Annotated in this window: 14 protein-coding genes; 6 read left to right on the top strand and 8 right to left on the bottom strand. The window is 71.9% G+C overall.

Going from position 1 to position 13,108, the window contains the following annotated elements; all coding sequences use genetic code 11:
• Window positions 1–7 precede the first annotated feature (7 nt).
• Complete coding sequence (locus tag CLV56_RS18010; RefSeq protein WP_100415378.1) at window positions 8–1,117, top strand: hypothetical protein; 1,110 nt, start codon at window positions 8–10, stop codon at window positions 1,115–1,117.
• 31 nt (window positions 1,118–1,148) lie between these two features.
• Here the strand turns inward: CLV56_RS18010 and CLV56_RS18005 are convergent, their stop codons facing one another.
• Window positions 1,149–2,192, bottom strand: coding sequence for an Ig-like domain repeat protein (locus CLV56_RS18005; protein ID WP_039368995.1), 1,044 nt, complete (start codon window positions 2,190–2,192; stop codon window positions 1,149–1,151).
• A gap of 177 nt (window positions 2,193–2,369) precedes the next feature.
• Here CLV56_RS18005 and gatC point away from each other — a divergent pair, with 177 nt between their 5' ends.
• From gatC to gatB, 3 genes are read left to right on the top strand one after another with little or no spacing between them, the layout of a single operon-like run.
• Window positions 2,370–2,672, top strand: coding sequence for an Asp-tRNA(Asn)/Glu-tRNA(Gln) amidotransferase subunit GatC (gatC, locus tag CLV56_RS18000; protein WP_211288189.1), 303 nt, complete (start codon window positions 2,370–2,372; stop codon window positions 2,670–2,672).
• Window positions 2,673–2,683: 11 nt separating this feature from the next.
• Entirely contained in the window at window positions 2,684–4,177 is a 1,494-nt protein-coding gene (gene gatA, locus CLV56_RS17995) for an Asp-tRNA(Asn)/Glu-tRNA(Gln) amidotransferase subunit GatA (protein WP_039369089.1), read from the top strand.
• Window positions 4,174–5,703, top strand: coding sequence for an Asp-tRNA(Asn)/Glu-tRNA(Gln) amidotransferase subunit GatB (gene gatB / locus CLV56_RS17990; protein ID WP_039368994.1), 1,530 nt, complete (start codon window positions 4,174–4,176; stop codon window positions 5,701–5,703). Before gatA ends, gatB begins: the two co-directional genes overlap by 4 nt.
• Before the next feature lie 293 nt (window positions 5,704–5,996).
• Here the strand turns inward: gatB and CLV56_RS17985 are convergent, their stop codons facing one another.
• From CLV56_RS17985 to CLV56_RS17970, 4 genes are read right to left on the bottom strand one after another with little or no spacing between them, the layout of a single operon-like run.
• The gene (locus CLV56_RS17985; protein ID WP_157805216.1) at window positions 5,997–6,638 is read right to left on the bottom strand and encodes a hypothetical protein; all 642 of its coding nucleotides are present in this window, start codon (window positions 6,636–6,638) and stop codon (window positions 5,997–5,999) included.
• A 38-nt stretch (window positions 6,639–6,676) separates the two neighbouring features.
• On the bottom strand, window positions 6,677–7,276 hold the full coding sequence (locus CLV56_RS17980) for a hypothetical protein (protein ID WP_039368992.1): 600 nt from the start codon (window positions 7,274–7,276) through the stop codon (window positions 6,677–6,679).
• 30 nt (window positions 7,277–7,306) lie between these two features.
• Window positions 7,307–7,903, bottom strand: coding sequence for a hypothetical protein (locus tag CLV56_RS17975; RefSeq protein ID WP_039368988.1), 597 nt, complete (start codon window positions 7,901–7,903; stop codon window positions 7,307–7,309).
• Between the two features lie 29 nt (window positions 7,904–7,932).
• The gene (locus CLV56_RS17970; RefSeq protein WP_245857987.1) at window positions 7,933–8,820 is read right to left on the bottom strand and encodes an alpha/beta fold hydrolase; all 888 of its coding nucleotides are present in this window, start codon (window positions 8,818–8,820) and stop codon (window positions 7,933–7,935) included.
• Between the two features lie 101 nt (window positions 8,821–8,921).
• Between CLV56_RS17970 and CLV56_RS17965 the strand changes: the two genes are divergently transcribed.
• Window positions 8,922–9,866: a 2-hydroxyacid dehydrogenase gene (locus CLV56_RS17965; RefSeq protein ID WP_039368986.1), complete on the top strand. Its 945-nt coding sequence runs from the start codon at window positions 8,922–8,924 to the stop codon at window positions 9,864–9,866.
• Here the strand turns inward: CLV56_RS17965 and CLV56_RS17960 are convergent.
• Genes CLV56_RS17960 through CLV56_RS17950 form a run of 3 tightly spaced genes read right to left on the bottom strand, consistent with a single transcriptional unit; the run spans window position 9,838 to window position 12,052 of the window.
• Complete coding sequence (locus CLV56_RS17960; RefSeq protein ID WP_039368982.1) at window positions 9,838–10,677, bottom strand: oxygenase MpaB family protein; 840 nt, start codon at window positions 10,675–10,677, stop codon at window positions 9,838–9,840. The genes CLV56_RS17965 and CLV56_RS17960 overlap by 29 nt on opposite strands.
• Before the next feature lie 9 nt (window positions 10,678–10,686).
• Window positions 10,687–11,376 (bottom strand): 4'-phosphopantetheinyl transferase family protein, encoded by a 690-nt coding sequence (locus CLV56_RS17955; protein ID WP_039369084.1) that lies wholly within the window; start codon window positions 11,374–11,376, stop codon window positions 10,687–10,689.
• A 58-nt stretch (window positions 11,377–11,434) separates the two neighbouring features.
• Window positions 11,435–12,052, bottom strand: coding sequence for a helix-turn-helix transcriptional regulator (locus CLV56_RS17950; RefSeq protein WP_039368981.1), 618 nt, complete (start codon window positions 12,050–12,052; stop codon window positions 11,435–11,437).
• A 436-nt stretch (window positions 12,053–12,488) separates the two neighbouring features.
• Between CLV56_RS17950 and CLV56_RS17945 the strand changes: the two genes are divergently transcribed.
• The gene (locus CLV56_RS17945) at window positions 12,489–13,055 is read left to right on the top strand and encodes a dienelactone hydrolase family protein (RefSeq protein WP_039368977.1); all 567 of its coding nucleotides are present in this window, start codon (window positions 12,489–12,491) and stop codon (window positions 13,053–13,055) included.
• Window positions 13,056–13,108 lie beyond the last annotated feature (53 nt).

The following is a 13,108-nucleotide window of genomic DNA, read 5'->3' as shown; positions in this document are numbered from 1 at the left end:
AGGAACGATGTCGGATCCGCACCACCCGCAGGGCCAGCCGCCGCACGGGCAGGAGCCGCATCCGGAGTGGACCACGCCGTACGGCCAGCAGCCTGGCGGGTACGGCCAGCCGGGTCACCAGCCGTACGGTCCGGCGTACGGGCACCCGCAGCAGCCCCACCCGTACGCCCAGAATCCGTACGGGCCGCCGCACCCGCAGCCGGCGAGGAAGCTCAGCGGCGGCAGGATCGCGTTGATCATCGCTCTGGCCGCGGTGGTCGCAGCGATCCTCGTCGTCCTGCTGGTCTCGGTGGCGCTCCTCACCCTCAGCTCGTCGACGACGGAGGTCCAGGAGGCGTCCGGGACGTCGATGAGCGTCGAAGGGATGGACGCGGTCCAGCAGACGCTGACGGAGACCGGTCCGGACTGGACCTGCTACGACTCGGTCCCGGGCTCGGTCTCGCGGTGCTTCTACTACGTGAAGGCCGGTGACATCCCCGACCGGGCGACCCTGACCTTCGGGTACGACGACGAGTCGGTCGTCTCGGTCGCATTCCGGGCCGACGGAGCCGAGGAGCTGCCCGAGGTGCGCGAGCAGGTGGTCGACGCGGTCGCCGTCCACCTGCTCGACGGCGACCGTGACGGACTCGAAGCGGCGCTCGGCGGTGGCGAGCAGCTCGAGGGCGTGTACGCCTACGGGAGCGGCGGCTACCTCACGATCTCCACGTCGACGGGCGAGCGCCTCACCGGACCCGATCTCCCGCAGGTCGCGGAGGTGGTCGCGAGCCTGCGTCGGGCCGGGTTCACCTGCGAGGACCCCGCCGACACCACGACCTGCGAGAAGACCACCGACGGTCTGCGGCTGCAGGCCAGCGGATACGTCGGGGACTCCTGGTCGTCGTGGACGGTGTCGGCGTCGCCCGAGTACGGCGCGCGGCCGACGAAGCAGCGCGCCAACGAGCTCGTCGGGCAGACGCTGGAGGGCGCGGGTCTCACCGACGACGCCGGCGTCGCCTTCCTCGCGTCCGCGCAGCGCGGACAGGCCGGCGACTTCGCCGGGTACGCACTCGGCGCCGACCCGTACGACGGGGGCAGCGGCTACTTCACGCAGCGCGCGACCGTCGAGGTGATCCGCTGACCGGCGGACCGCCTCGACGTGGCGGCCGCGGTCAGCGGCGCTTCTTCACCCGCAGCACGACCGTGGTCTTCGAGGCCTTGACCTTCGCGCTGCCCGGATAGACCACCGTCAGCCAGTGGCGACCGACCCGCAGGCTCTTGCGCCGCAGCGTGACGGTCGCGCGGCCCGACCGCAGGCGGTGCGAACCCAGCGCCTTCGCGCCCTTGCGCACCCGTACGACCCCGGTCGCGGTCCGCGAGGAGCGCACGCGGACGCGGATCCTGGCCTTGCGCCCGTACCGTACGGCCGTGGTCGTCGCCGTCGTGGTGGAGGCGACCTTCGTCGGCGGCTTCACGACGGGCGGCTTCGGTGGCACGGTGGGGGTCGGTTCCGTCGGGGTCGGTTCGGTCGGTGTCGGCGCGTCGGGGTCGGGGGAGATCGGCCCGACCGTGAGGTCGAGCCGGTTGCCGTCGCCGGACAGCAGGGTGCTGAGCAGCCAGTCGCCGGCCGGGAGGCCCAGCACGTCCGGGCACCCGTGGAGGTCGCCGATCGTGAACGCGGCGGACATCGCGATCGGGTCGGTCAGGCTGAACGGCTCGCTGCTGACCAGCCGCGCGGTGACGTCGCCGGTCCGGCAGGTCGGGCCGCCGAGGTTGATCAGGCGCAGCAGCGGCAGGTCGCTGCGGACGTCGGGAAGGGCGATCCGGAAGGTCGTGTCGGCGGTGACGATCCCACCGTCCCCGACGACGGCGACGGTGTCGCCGATCGGTTCGAGGACGACCGTCGACGTGGTGTCGCCGATCCACGGGAGACCCAGCGCACGGACCTTCGCGGTGATCTCGGGGATCTCCATCGTCCCCGTGACCCCGCTCGTGGCGAGGTCGAAGTCGCCGCGCAGCCGAGCGCCCTCGGGCATCGTGAGCACGGCGCCGCCGGCGAGGGGGTTCGCGAGGGTCGTGGTGCCGCTGATGGGGAGCACGACCGGGACGGGTGCGGCGTCGGCCGGGGTGGTCGCGAGCAGCGCCGCGGTCAGCCCGGCGGCCGCCGTCACGACGGTGGCGGTGGCGGCGCGGATGCGTGGGGGACGGGTACGCATGGATCTCCCTCCAGAGAACGGTGAACGGAACGTACCGCGCCCCCTCACGCGCTGTCCGCAGGTTCGCCCAGCAGCCGCCGCGTCGGGCGTCGGGTGGGCGTCGGGAGCGGTCGCGGCCGCTCAGGCCGCAGACCCTAGGATGGGTCGGTACCCACCCAACCCTTCGGAGGAGACGCCGTGTCCGACGGGATCACGCGCGCCGACGTGGCCAAGCTGGCCGACCTGGCGCGCATCGACCTCACCGACGCCGAGCTGGACCGACTCACACCCGAGCTCCAGGTCATTCTCGACTCGGTCGCCCAGGTCTCGGAGGTCGCGTCGGCCGACGTGCCGCCGACCTCGCACGCCGTGCCGCTCTCGAACGTCTTCCGCGACGACGTCGTCACCGGCGGACTCACCCCGGAGCAGGCGCTGGCGATGGCCCCGGCCGTCGAGCAGCAGCGGTTCGCCGTCCCGCGGATCCTGGGGGAGGAGCAGTGAGCGTGATCCGGATGAGCGCGGCGGACATCGCCGCGGCCCTGGCCTCGGGTGAGCTGTCGTCGGTCGAGGTGACGCAGGCGCACCTGGACCGCATCGACGCGGTCGACGGCGACCTCAACGCCTTCCTGGCCCGCGACGACGAGGCTGCGCTGGCCACGGCCCGCGCGATCGACGAGCGCCGCGCGGCCGGCGAGTCGCTGCACCCCCTCGCGGGCGTGCCGATCGCCGTCAAGGACGTCGTGACGACCGAGGGCCTGACCACCACCGCCGGGTCCCGGATCCTCGAGGGCTGGGTCCCGCCGTACGACGCGACCGTGACCAAGCGGCTCCGCGCGGCCGGACTCCCGATCCTCGGCAAGACCAACATGGACGAGTTCGCGATGGGCTCGTCGACCGAGCACTCCGCGTACGGTCCGACCCGCAACCCGTGGGACCGCGAGCGGATCCCCGGTGGTTCCGGTGGCGGCTCCGCGGCGGCCGTGGGCGCGTACGAGGCGCCGCTGGCGATCGGCACGGACACCGGCGGCTCGATCCGCCAGCCCGCTGCCGTGACCGGCACGGTCGGCGTCAAGCCGACGTACGGCGGGGTGTCGCGCTACGGCCTGATCGCGCTGGCGAGCTCGCTGGACCAGGCCGGTCCCGTGACCCGCTCGGTCCTCGACGCGGCGCTGCTGCACGACGTGATCGGCGGCCACGACCCGATGGACTCGACCAGCATCGACCGCCCCGTACCGCCGGTGGTGGAGGCGGCGCGTCGCGCGGACGTCGCGGGGCTGCGGATCGGCGTGGTCCGCGAGCTCGGTGGTGAGGGCTACCAGCCGGGCGTCCGGGCTCGCTTCGACGAGGCCGTGGAGCTGCTGACGAAGGCCGGGGCCGAGGTCGTCGAGGTGTCGTGCCCGAGCTTCGAGTACGCCCTGTCGACGTACTACCTGATCCTGCCGAGCGAGGCGAGCAGCAACCTCGCCCGCTTCGACGCGATGCGCTACGGCCTGCGTACGGCGCCGTCCGGCGTGGCCGCGCCGAGCGCCGAGCAGGTGATGACCGCGACCCGCGAGGCGGGCTTCGGCGACGAGGTGAAGCGCCGGATCATCATCGGCACGTACGCCCTGTCGAGCGGCTACTACGACGCCTACTACGGCTCGGCACAGAAGGTCCGCACGCTGATCGCGCGCGACTTCGACGCCGCCTTCGAGCAGGTCGACGTGCTGGTCTCGCCGACGTCCCCGACGACGGCGTTCAAGCTGGGCGACAAGCTGGACGACCCGATGTCGATGTACCTGCAGGACGTCGCGACGATCCCGGCGAACCTCGCCGGCATCCCGGGCCTGTCCCTGCCGGTCGGCGTCGCGGAGGAGGACGGGCTGCCGGTCGGCCTCCAGGTGCTGGCACCGGCGATGGCCGACGACCGGCTGTACAACGTGGGCGCGGCGCTCGAGCGGATGCTCATCGAGCAGTGGGGCGGCCCGCTGCTGGCGAAGGCCCCGGAGCTGGAGGTGCGGGCATGACGCAGACACGAACCGATCAGGCGCCGACCGAGCTGGTGCCGTTCGACGAGGCGCTGACCCGCTACGAGCCGGTGATGGGCCTGGAGGTCCACGTCGAGCTCAACACCGCGTCGAAGATGTTCTGCGGCTGCTCGACGGTCTTCGGTGCGGAGCCGAACACCCAGGTCTGCCCGACCTGCCTCGGCCTGCCCGGTGCGCTGCCGGTGGTCAACGGGAAGGCCGTGGAGTCGGCGATCCGGATCGGCCTCGCCCTGAACTGCTCGATCGCGCCGTGGTCGCGGTTCGCCCGGAAGAACTACTTCTACCCGGACATGCCGAAGAACTTCCAGACGTCGCAGTACGACGAGCCGATCGCGTTCGACGGCTGGACCGACGTCACCGTCGACACCGAGGACGGCCCGAAGACGTTCCGGGTGGAGATCGAGCGCGCGCACATGGAGGAGGACACCGGCAAGTCGCTGCACGTCGGCGGCTCCACCGGCCGGATCCACGGCGCCGAGTACTCGCTGGTCGACTACAACCGCGCCGGCATCCCGCTGATCGAGATCGTCACGAAGCCGATCACCGGTGCCGGCGAGCACGCGCCCGCCGTCGCCAAGGCGTACGTCGCGCACCTGCGGGAGCTGATCCGTGCCCTCGACGTGTCCGACGTGCGGATGGAGCAGGGCTCGATGCGCTGTGACGTCAACCTGTCGCTGATGCCGATCGGGTCGGAGGTCTTCGGGACGCGCTCGGAGACCAAGAACGTGAACTCGCTGCGCTCGGTCGAGCGCGCGGTGCGGTACGAGGCGGCGCGCCACGCGGGCATCCTCGACGCCGGCCAGAAGGTGGTTCAGGAGACGCGGCACTTCCACGAGGACACCGGCGAGACCACGTCCGGGCGCGAGAAGTCCGACGCGGAGGACTACCGCTACTTCCCCGAGCCCGACCTGGTGCCGGTGGCGCCGTCGGACGCGTGGGTCGAGGAGCTCCGCGGCACGCTCCCGGAGCCGCCGGCCGCGCGCCGGGCGCGGCTGCAGGGCGAGTGGGGCTACTCGGACCTCGAGATGCGTGACGTCGTCGGCGCGGGCGCGCTGGACCTCGTCGAGCAGACCGTGGCCGCCGGGACGTCGCCGGCGTCGGCGCGCAAGTGGTGGCTCGGCGAGCTGGCGCGGCGCGCGAACGACACCGACGTCGCGCTCGACGAGCTCGGCGTCACGCCGGAACAGGTCGCGCAGGTCCAGGGTCTCGTCGACGCCAAGCGGATCAACGACAAGCTGGCGCGTCAGGTGTTCGACGGTCTGGTCGCCGGTGAGGGGACGCCCGAGGAGATCGTGGCCGCGCGTGGGCTCGAGGTGGTCTCGGACGACGGTGCGCTGACCGCCGCGGTCGATCGCGCGATCGAAGCGAACCCGGACGTCGCAGACAAGATCCGTGGCGGCAAGGTCGCGGCCGCCGGCGCGCTGATCGGTGCGGTGATGAAGGAGATGCGCGGGCAGGCCGACGCCGGCCGCGTCCGCGAGCTCATCCTCGAACGCCTGACCTGACGCGAAGCGGTTCGGACCGGCGGGTCGCTTCCGCGGATGTGCCTGCATCGCGACAGCTGCTGCGCCCGGCGACGCAGATGCCTGCGAAGGCGACCGCAGTCCGGCCCGTACGCAGGCATGACCGTCACGGCGCCGCCGCGGACCACGGACGTGCCTGCGTACGAACCGCCACCGGGTACGCAACGCAGGCATGTCCGTACGGGTGGCGCACACGCAGGCATCTCCGTCGAGCCGGACGGTGCTGCACAACGGTGGTCGGCCGACCCCGACCAGTGCGGTCGCGGGGGTCGCGCTCAGATCGGGAACGCCATCGAGAACGCGACGGAGAAGAGGATCAGCGCGACGATCACTCCGGCGATCGCGATCCCGGTCACGATCGGATGCCGGTCGATCCAGGTCGTGCTCCCCGGGAGCCGCGCCTCCCAGTCCTTCGCGCTCCGCACGGTCGGGTCGTGCGGGTATCCGCACAGGTCTGCGGCCCTGCGGAGGTCACGTTCGGTCCACAGATCAGCGTTGAGCCGGGCCAGTCGGCTGCCGTCGGCTGCGACGATCATCAGCCGGGAGTGGCTGCTTGCGGGTTGGCGTGCGAGCAGGCCCCTGGTGCGGGCGACCTCGATCACGACCGGGTTCCCGTTCCACCGGGTGTAGCGGATCCAGCCGGGCCTGAGCTGGAGTCGCGCGGTCCGGGCGTAACGGATCGTCCACAGGACCACGGCGGGGACGAGCACGAGGAGTGCGGCTCCGACGACGACGAGACCGACGACCGAGTCGATCACGATGAACGCGTAGACCGCGATCAAGGGAACGACGATCAGCGCACGTTGACCAACCTGGGAGCGGTACTGCCGCAGGCTCGGGCGCAGCTCGACCTCGTGCGACACCGGCGGTCGGGGCTCCCGCTCCGTGGGGGGATCGGACGGCTGCTGGGGGTGCACCCGGGACAGCGTACGCAACGCCGGCGGCGCGCGGCGGCTCAGAGCGGCGCCGTCGGCATCACGAGACCGAAGACCGCGATCATGCCGATCAGGATCACGGCGAGGAGCCCAGCCGGATGCCGTTCGAACCAAGCCGTGCTCCCGGGTAGCCGCGCCTCCCAGTCCCGTGCGCGCTTCATGGACGGGTCGATCGCGTACCCGCAGGTGCGGGCGATCGACTCCAGGTCCGACTCCGACCACCGGTCGGACCGCAGGCGGAGCAGCCGGCTCCCGTCGTCACTGACCACCACGAGCTGAGCGTGTCCCGTGCCCGGCTCCCGACCGACCAGTCCATGGCTGGATTCGATCCGCACGAGCGTCTGCGGTGCAGCCTCCCGGATGTACGAGATCCACCCGGGAGCGAGGAGAATCCGGGCGCGGCTGCGATAACGGCGGTCGGCAACGCGCTGCCCGATGACCAGAAGCGCGCTGACGACGGCGATTGCGATCAGCGGAACGACGATCTCGGGCGGTCGAAGCACGAGCGCGAGGAGCCCGAGGAACGTCGTGGCGAACACCGCCTGCCGCACGATCTCGCCACGACGAGACGCGATCGTCGGGCGCAGCTCGATCTGCTCGACCGGTCCCAGCGTGGTCATCCCGGCGCTCCCGTCATACTGTCGCTCCCGTCATCCCGTCGCCCCGATCGCGGTCGCAAGGGTGATCGTCGCCGCCACGAGCGCCATCGTCATCTCGAGCCCTCCGAGCGGGTGCCGCTCGAGCCACGTCGTGCTGCCCGGAAGGCGCGCCTCCCACTCCTCGGTCCGGACCACGGTCGGGTCCTCATCGAACTCGCCCAGCTCCGCCACCGTACGGAGGTCCTGCTCGTCCCAGGTGTCAGAGCCGAGCCGGACCCGCCGACCGTCGGCGGACATCACGATCAGCACGGGACGCTTCGTGGCCGGGTCGCGTCCCAGCAGGCCGCGGGCAGTGCCGGTCGCGATCAGGATCGGCGGTGAAGCCCACCGGGTGACCCGCAGCGATCCTGGCACGGCGCGGACGCGGGTGGTGCGCGACCAGAGGACCGTCACGATGCGCCCGATGCCGATCGCCAGGAGGCCGAGGTTCAGCAGCCAGATCGCGAAACCGCCGGACAGGCTCAGCATGACGACGCCGGCGCTGTTGGCGACCAGCACGAGGACCACCCCGCGCATCAACGACGAGCTGCCGGCCCCCGAGCGCGGCCGGATCACGACGCTGTCGGGTCGCACGGCGCGTCGGGACATGCGCGTGATCCTAGGGCACGCCGCCGACGCTAGCGGCCGATCAGCGCGAGCAGCTCGGCGTGCACCTCGTCAGGCCGCTCCAGCGGGAGGAAGTGCGACGCGGCGAGCTCGACGAACCGCGCCCCGTCGATCCGCTCGGAGGCGCTGCGCATGTCGCGCGCGCCCGCGAGCACGTCCCAGCGCCCCGCGACGAACGTGGTCGGCTGCCGGACCTGCGACAGGCTGACCCGCGGATGCCGTGCGGCGTGGCGGGCGAGGTGCATGTACCAGCGCACGTCGACGTCGAGGAACGCCTCCACGGTCGCGCGTACGTCGGCACGGTCGGCCCGCGGGAACATGAACCCGGTGTGCCGCACCACGTCGACCAGGCCGGGTACGCGGTGGAGCTGCCGGGTCACGGGCGTCATCGCAGGGCCGGCCGCGGAGAACGCCCCGACCATCCCGAGCGCGATCCGGCGGTTCACCGGACGGGGTAGACGGAACGGCGCCAGCATCGTGGCGAAGGTGTCGCCCGGGACCCCGGCGACCGCCATGACGGCGTCGGCCCGCGCGGGCCACCGTACGGCGATCTCGAAGGCGTGGTTCACGCCGATCGACCAGCCGAGCAGGGTCGCCCGCTCGACATCGGCCGCGGCCATCACGGCGAGCGCGTCCTCGATCCCGGCGCCGACGCCGACCCGCTCCGGATCCACCGGGCGCTCGGACCCGCCGATCCCGCGGTGGTACCACGACACCACCCGCACACCGCAGTCCGCGGACAGCAGCGCCGGCCACGCGTACGGGCTGGTGCCGAGGCCGTTGCAGAGCAGCACCGCTGGGCCGTCGGCGTCGTTGGTCCACGCGCGGATCCGCGTGCCGTCGTCGCTGAGCACGTCGAAGTGGCGCGGGGTCAGCCGGCTGGTCGTGGTGGAGGGCACGGTGCCATTGTCCATGACATCGTCACTGTCACGATTGCGGGCACGGTGGCGGCCGCGCCGCGGGGAGCAGCGGGGCAAGCACCGACCCGTACGCTGCGGGCATGAGTCTCGTGATGATGCCGTTCCGGCCCGACGAGCTGGGACCGCTGCCGACGACGTACAGCTTCACCCGGTACGACGGGGGCGCCCGCGACGCCGCCGGCGCCGGCACCCTCGATCAGGTGCCCGACGACATCGAGGACGTCGAGCTGTGGGTGCTGCCGTACGGTTTGGCGCTGCCGATCGACCGGATCGTGCCGCGGATGCCGCGGCTGCGGGTGATCCAGGCGCAGTCGGCCGGTACGGACGGGATCGCGCACCTGATCCCGGACGGCGTGACGCTCTGCAACGCCCGCGGCGTGCACGACTCCGCGACCGCCGAGCTGGGGGTCGGGCTGATCATCGCGTCGATGCGCCGGATCCCCGACTTCGTGCGGGCGCAGGACCGGGGGGAGTGGCTGCCGTTCCGTCAGTACGGGGCGCTGGCGGACAAGCGGGTGCTGATCGTGGGGTACGGGAGCATCGGCGAGGCGCTCGAGCGACGGCTGGAGGGGTTCGAGGTCGACGTCGTGCGGGTGGCGCGGCGGGCCCGTGAGGGCGTCCACCCGATCACCGACCTGCCGGACCTGCTCCCGGACGCCGACGTCGTCGTGATGCTCACGCCGCTCACCGACGCGACGCGGCATCTCGTCGGGCCGGAGTTCCTGGCCGCGATGAAGGACGACACGCTCCTGGTCAACCTGGCGCGCGGTCCGATCGTCGACACCGAGGCCCTGCTCGCCGAGCTTGGAACCGGGCGCCTGCGGGCCGCGCTCGACGTCACCGATCCCGAGCCGCTGCCCGACGGGCACCCGCTGTGGTCCGCGCCCGGCTTGCTGATCTCGCCGCACGTCGCCGGCGGCACGTCGGCGATGCGCCCGCGGGTGCTGCGGCTGGTGACCGAGCAGCTGCGCCGGTTCGCGAGCGGGGAGCCGCTGCTCAACCGGGTGGACGCATCGCCCACCTGATCGTCGAGGTCGCCATCCGGCCCGCGACCCGCACAGACGTCGCCTCGGTGACCGGGAGGTACGGGAGCCGCAGCGGGCTGCGTGCCCAGCGGGGGAGCAGCCCGATCGCGGCCGCGGACAGCATCGCGTACCCCGGACGCAGCGCGGTCGGCACCGGCGGGGTGAGCAGCAGGTAGCGCGCGGTCGCGCGAGCGGCGGGCGTGCCCTCGAGCTCCCGGCGGAACGCCTCGAGCCGTGCGCGCAGCCCGGTCACGTCGGTCGGCGGGTCGTCGGCGCCGAGCGCGCGTGCGATCTCGGCGGTCTGCGCGACGTACGTGTCGGCTTCGGCCGCGCTCAGCCGCCCTCCGCCGTACCGCTCGTAGGCCGAGAGGAAGCTGTCCGCCTCGGCGACGTGGACCCAGGTCAGCAGGTGCGGGTCGTCGGCGCGGTACGGCCGCCCGTCCGGCGCGGTGCCGCGGATCCGCCCGTGCACCGCCCGCACGATCCGTACGGCGCGGTCCGCGCGCTCCTCGGTGCCGAACGTGGTCTCCGCCAGAAACCCGCTGGTCCGCTGCAGCCGACCCCACGGGTCGCCGCGGAAGCCGGAGTGCTGGTCGACTGCGGCCATCGCGAGCGGGTGCAGCGACTGCAGGAGCAGGGCGCGCAGACCGCCCACGAACATCGCGGCGTCGCCGTGCACCCGCTGGATCGGGTCGTCCCGGCCGAACCTGCGCGGCCCGGTCTCGCCGTGGATGCGCTCGCGCCGCTGCGGCCCCTCGTCCCCGGCGACCCGGGCGAAGAGCACCGCGCCGAGCTGCTCGCGCACCGTCATGCATCGAGCCTACGGCGGGGTGCCGTGTGCAGCCGGGCGTCGGACGACGACGGCAGTGAGCAGCAGGTCGCTGTCGGCGCGCCAGGTGCCGCGAAACTCCTTGACGGTCTGCCCGTGAAGCACCGGGCCCGGCACGAGGAGGCGGCCGAGGAACGTGCCGCTGACGAGGCGGTCGCCCGGGTCGAGGCGGAGGGCGAGATCGGCCTCACCGAAGTCGAGGTAGCACCTGGTCAGCGTGAACCACGCCTTGTAGATGGCCTCCTTCGCGCTGAAGAGCAGGCGGTCCCAGTGGATGCCCGACGGGAGCGTGTCGAGTCGGTCGCGTTCGGTCGGGCTGGAGACGATCGAGAGCACGCCTTCCGGCAGCGGCTGGTCGGGTTCGGCGTCGATTCCCAGCGCCGCGATCTGCGAGCTGCGGGCAGCCGCAGCAGCGCGGTAGCCGACACAGTGCGTGATGCTTCCGGTCACGCCTTCGGGCCACGAGGGGGCTCCGCGTTCGCCCTGAGGCAACGGGATCGGTGGGACCCCGAGCTGCGCGAGGGCGGACCGGGCGCAGGCCCGACCGGTCGCGAACTCGCTCCGTCGGCTGCCGACGGCCCGCGCAACCGCCGGCCGTTCCTCGGGGAACAGGCAGTCGTCCGGTACGTCGGACCGCCGCTCCGCACAGACGACCTCGGGGGGCAGCAGCAGCTCGATCATGGTCGCCGCCGGGTCGGCGCAGCCATGCGCGCGCGCTCGCTCCGCCACGGTCCGTTCTCTAGCCTTCGCTCGTCGGGGCGAAACGACCGAGCAGGGCGGCGCGCGTCAGCTCGGCCTTGTTGCCGACGCCGAGCTTGACCCGGATGCGCTTGACGTACGTGTCGACGGTGTGCGGGCTGATCCCGAGGCGGGTCGCGACCTGGCCGTGAGTCCTGCCGTGGGCGATCTGGGAGAGGACCTGCTCCTCGCGGTCGGACAGCCTGGGGCGCTCGCTCAGCCCGGCGGTGTCATGGACCACGGCGCCTGCTGACGCCGTCGACCGGGCTGCGCGGGTGGCCGTTCCGGCCGCTGCGAGCTCGACGGCACGGACGATGCCCCCGCCGGTCTCCCCCTTGTTGACGACGCCGGCCGCGCCGGCGTGGAGATACGTCTCCTGGTTCTTCGCGAGCTCGTTCGTGAGGACGAGCACCGCCATCGACCGAGCCGTGGCGGTGACGATCTCGAGGTCGGAGCCCGAGACCGCGTCGGCGTCGATGACTGCCACGTCGGCCAGCCAGCACGGCTCCTCGATGGCCGAGGCGCGGGTGGCGACGATCCTGATTCCGGCCTCTGTGAAGACCTGGCTCAAGCCGATCAGGAAGCAAGGCGAGGTGACGAGAAGGTCCGTACGAATCATGCATCCCCCAGATCGATGGCCACGGCTAGGTGCAAGGTAGTCGAACGGCAGACCAGTGGAGTGACGCCCAGGTGTCTGTTGGAATTCCTTTGCTGGAATACAGGTGCGGCATGCCGACGATTGAGGCTTAGATAAACAGATGCGTGCGCACGCCTTTGATCCCTAGTTCTGGGGACACGGCCCGGCGGGGTTTGTACTACGACAATGGCGACAATCCCGCCGGGCGGTGCCCGATCGGCCGTGGTCCCCCGCGGTTTCACGGGGGAACCGGGGATCGATGCATGCGGCAGGGTCTCGCGTGACGCCGTCTGTTCACGTCGAGGCCACCTGACGGCGTCTGGCGTGAGCTCCGGAGGGGTTGTCGGCCGTGAGGGATTCGGCTAATTTCGAGGCACGTTCCGAAAGAGTCGATCAATAGGCGACGGAAACTGCTGATATGGCTGAGATTCTGCTGTTCCACCACATCCAGGGCTATACCGAAGGCATCCAGGCGTTCGCAGACGATCTGCGCGAGGCCGGCCATACCGTCCACGCTCCGGATATGTTCGAAGGGCGTACGTTCGGAAGTCTCAAGGAAGGGATGTCATTCGCCCGGAAATCCGGGTTCGACGTCATCCGCAAGCGCGGCGCGGCGGCGGCCGACGAGCTCGGTCCCGATCTCGTCTATGCCGGATTCTCGTTCGGCGTGACGATCGCCCAGCGGCTCGCGCAGACCCGGCCCGGGGCGCGTGGGGCCCTGCTCATGTATTCCTGCATCCCGGTCGCGGAGTTCGGCCCGTCGTGGCCGGACGGCGTGCCGGTCCAGATCCACGGCAAGCAGGGTGACGAGTTCTTCGACGAGGACCTGCCGGCGGCGCGCGAGCTGGCCGAGGCCGACTCCGCGGAGCTCTTCCTCTATCCCGGCGACCAGCACCTCTTCGCCGACTCCTCGCTCGCAGACTTCGATCCGGAGGCGACGGAGCTGCTGATGGAGCGCGTCCACACGTTCCTCGCGTCTGTCTGATCCCGCGACCGGAGGGCGCGGGGGGCTCACGGCCCCTCGCGCCCTCCGTCGTC

This window comes from Mumia flava (genome assembly GCF_002797495.1).
GTDB lineage: Bacteria > Actinomycetota > Actinomycetes > Propionibacteriales > Nocardioidaceae > Mumia > Mumia flava.
This window is presented reverse-complemented; position numbering and strand designations above follow the sequence as displayed.

Bases quoted from the DNA above. Each gene is read 5' to 3' on its own strand.
- CLV56_RS17955 (WP_039369084.1), bottom strand. From the start codon at position 11,376: ATGATCGAGCTGCTGCTGCCCCCCGAGGTCGTCTGTGCGGAGCGGCGG.
- gatB (WP_039368994.1), top strand. From the start codon at position 4,174: ATGACGCAGACACGAACCGATCAGGCGCCGACCGAGCTGGTGCCGTTC.
- CLV56_RS17950 (WP_039368981.1), bottom strand. From the start codon at position 12,052: ATGATTCGTACGGACCTTCTCGTCACCTCGCCTTGCTTCCTGATCGGC.
- CLV56_RS17965 (WP_039368986.1), top strand. From the start codon at position 8,922: ATGAGTCTCGTGATGATGCCGTTCCGGCCCGACGAGCTGGGACCGCTG.
- CLV56_RS17980 (WP_039368992.1), bottom strand. From the start codon at position 7,276: ATGACCACGCTGGGACCGGTCGAGCAGATCGAGCTGCGCCCGACGATC.
- CLV56_RS17960 (WP_039368982.1), bottom strand. From the start codon at position 10,677: ATGACGGTGCGCGAGCAGCTCGGCGCGGTGCTCTTCGCCCGGGTCGCC.
- CLV56_RS17975 (WP_039368988.1), bottom strand. From the start codon at position 7,903: ATGTCCCGACGCGCCGTGCGACCCGACAGCGTCGTGATCCGGCCGCGC.
- gatA (WP_039369089.1), top strand. From the start codon at position 2,684: ATGAGCGCGGCGGACATCGCCGCGGCCCTGGCCTCGGGTGAGCTGTCG.
- CLV56_RS17945 (WP_039368977.1), top strand. From the start codon at position 12,489: ATGGCTGAGATTCTGCTGTTCCACCACATCCAGGGCTATACCGAAGGC.
- CLV56_RS18010 (WP_100415378.1), top strand. From the start codon at position 8: ATGTCGGATCCGCACCACCCGCAGGGCCAGCCGCCGCACGGGCAGGAG.
- CLV56_RS18005 (WP_039368995.1), bottom strand. From the start codon at position 2,192: ATGCGTACCCGTCCCCCACGCATCCGCGCCGCCACCGCCACCGTCGTG.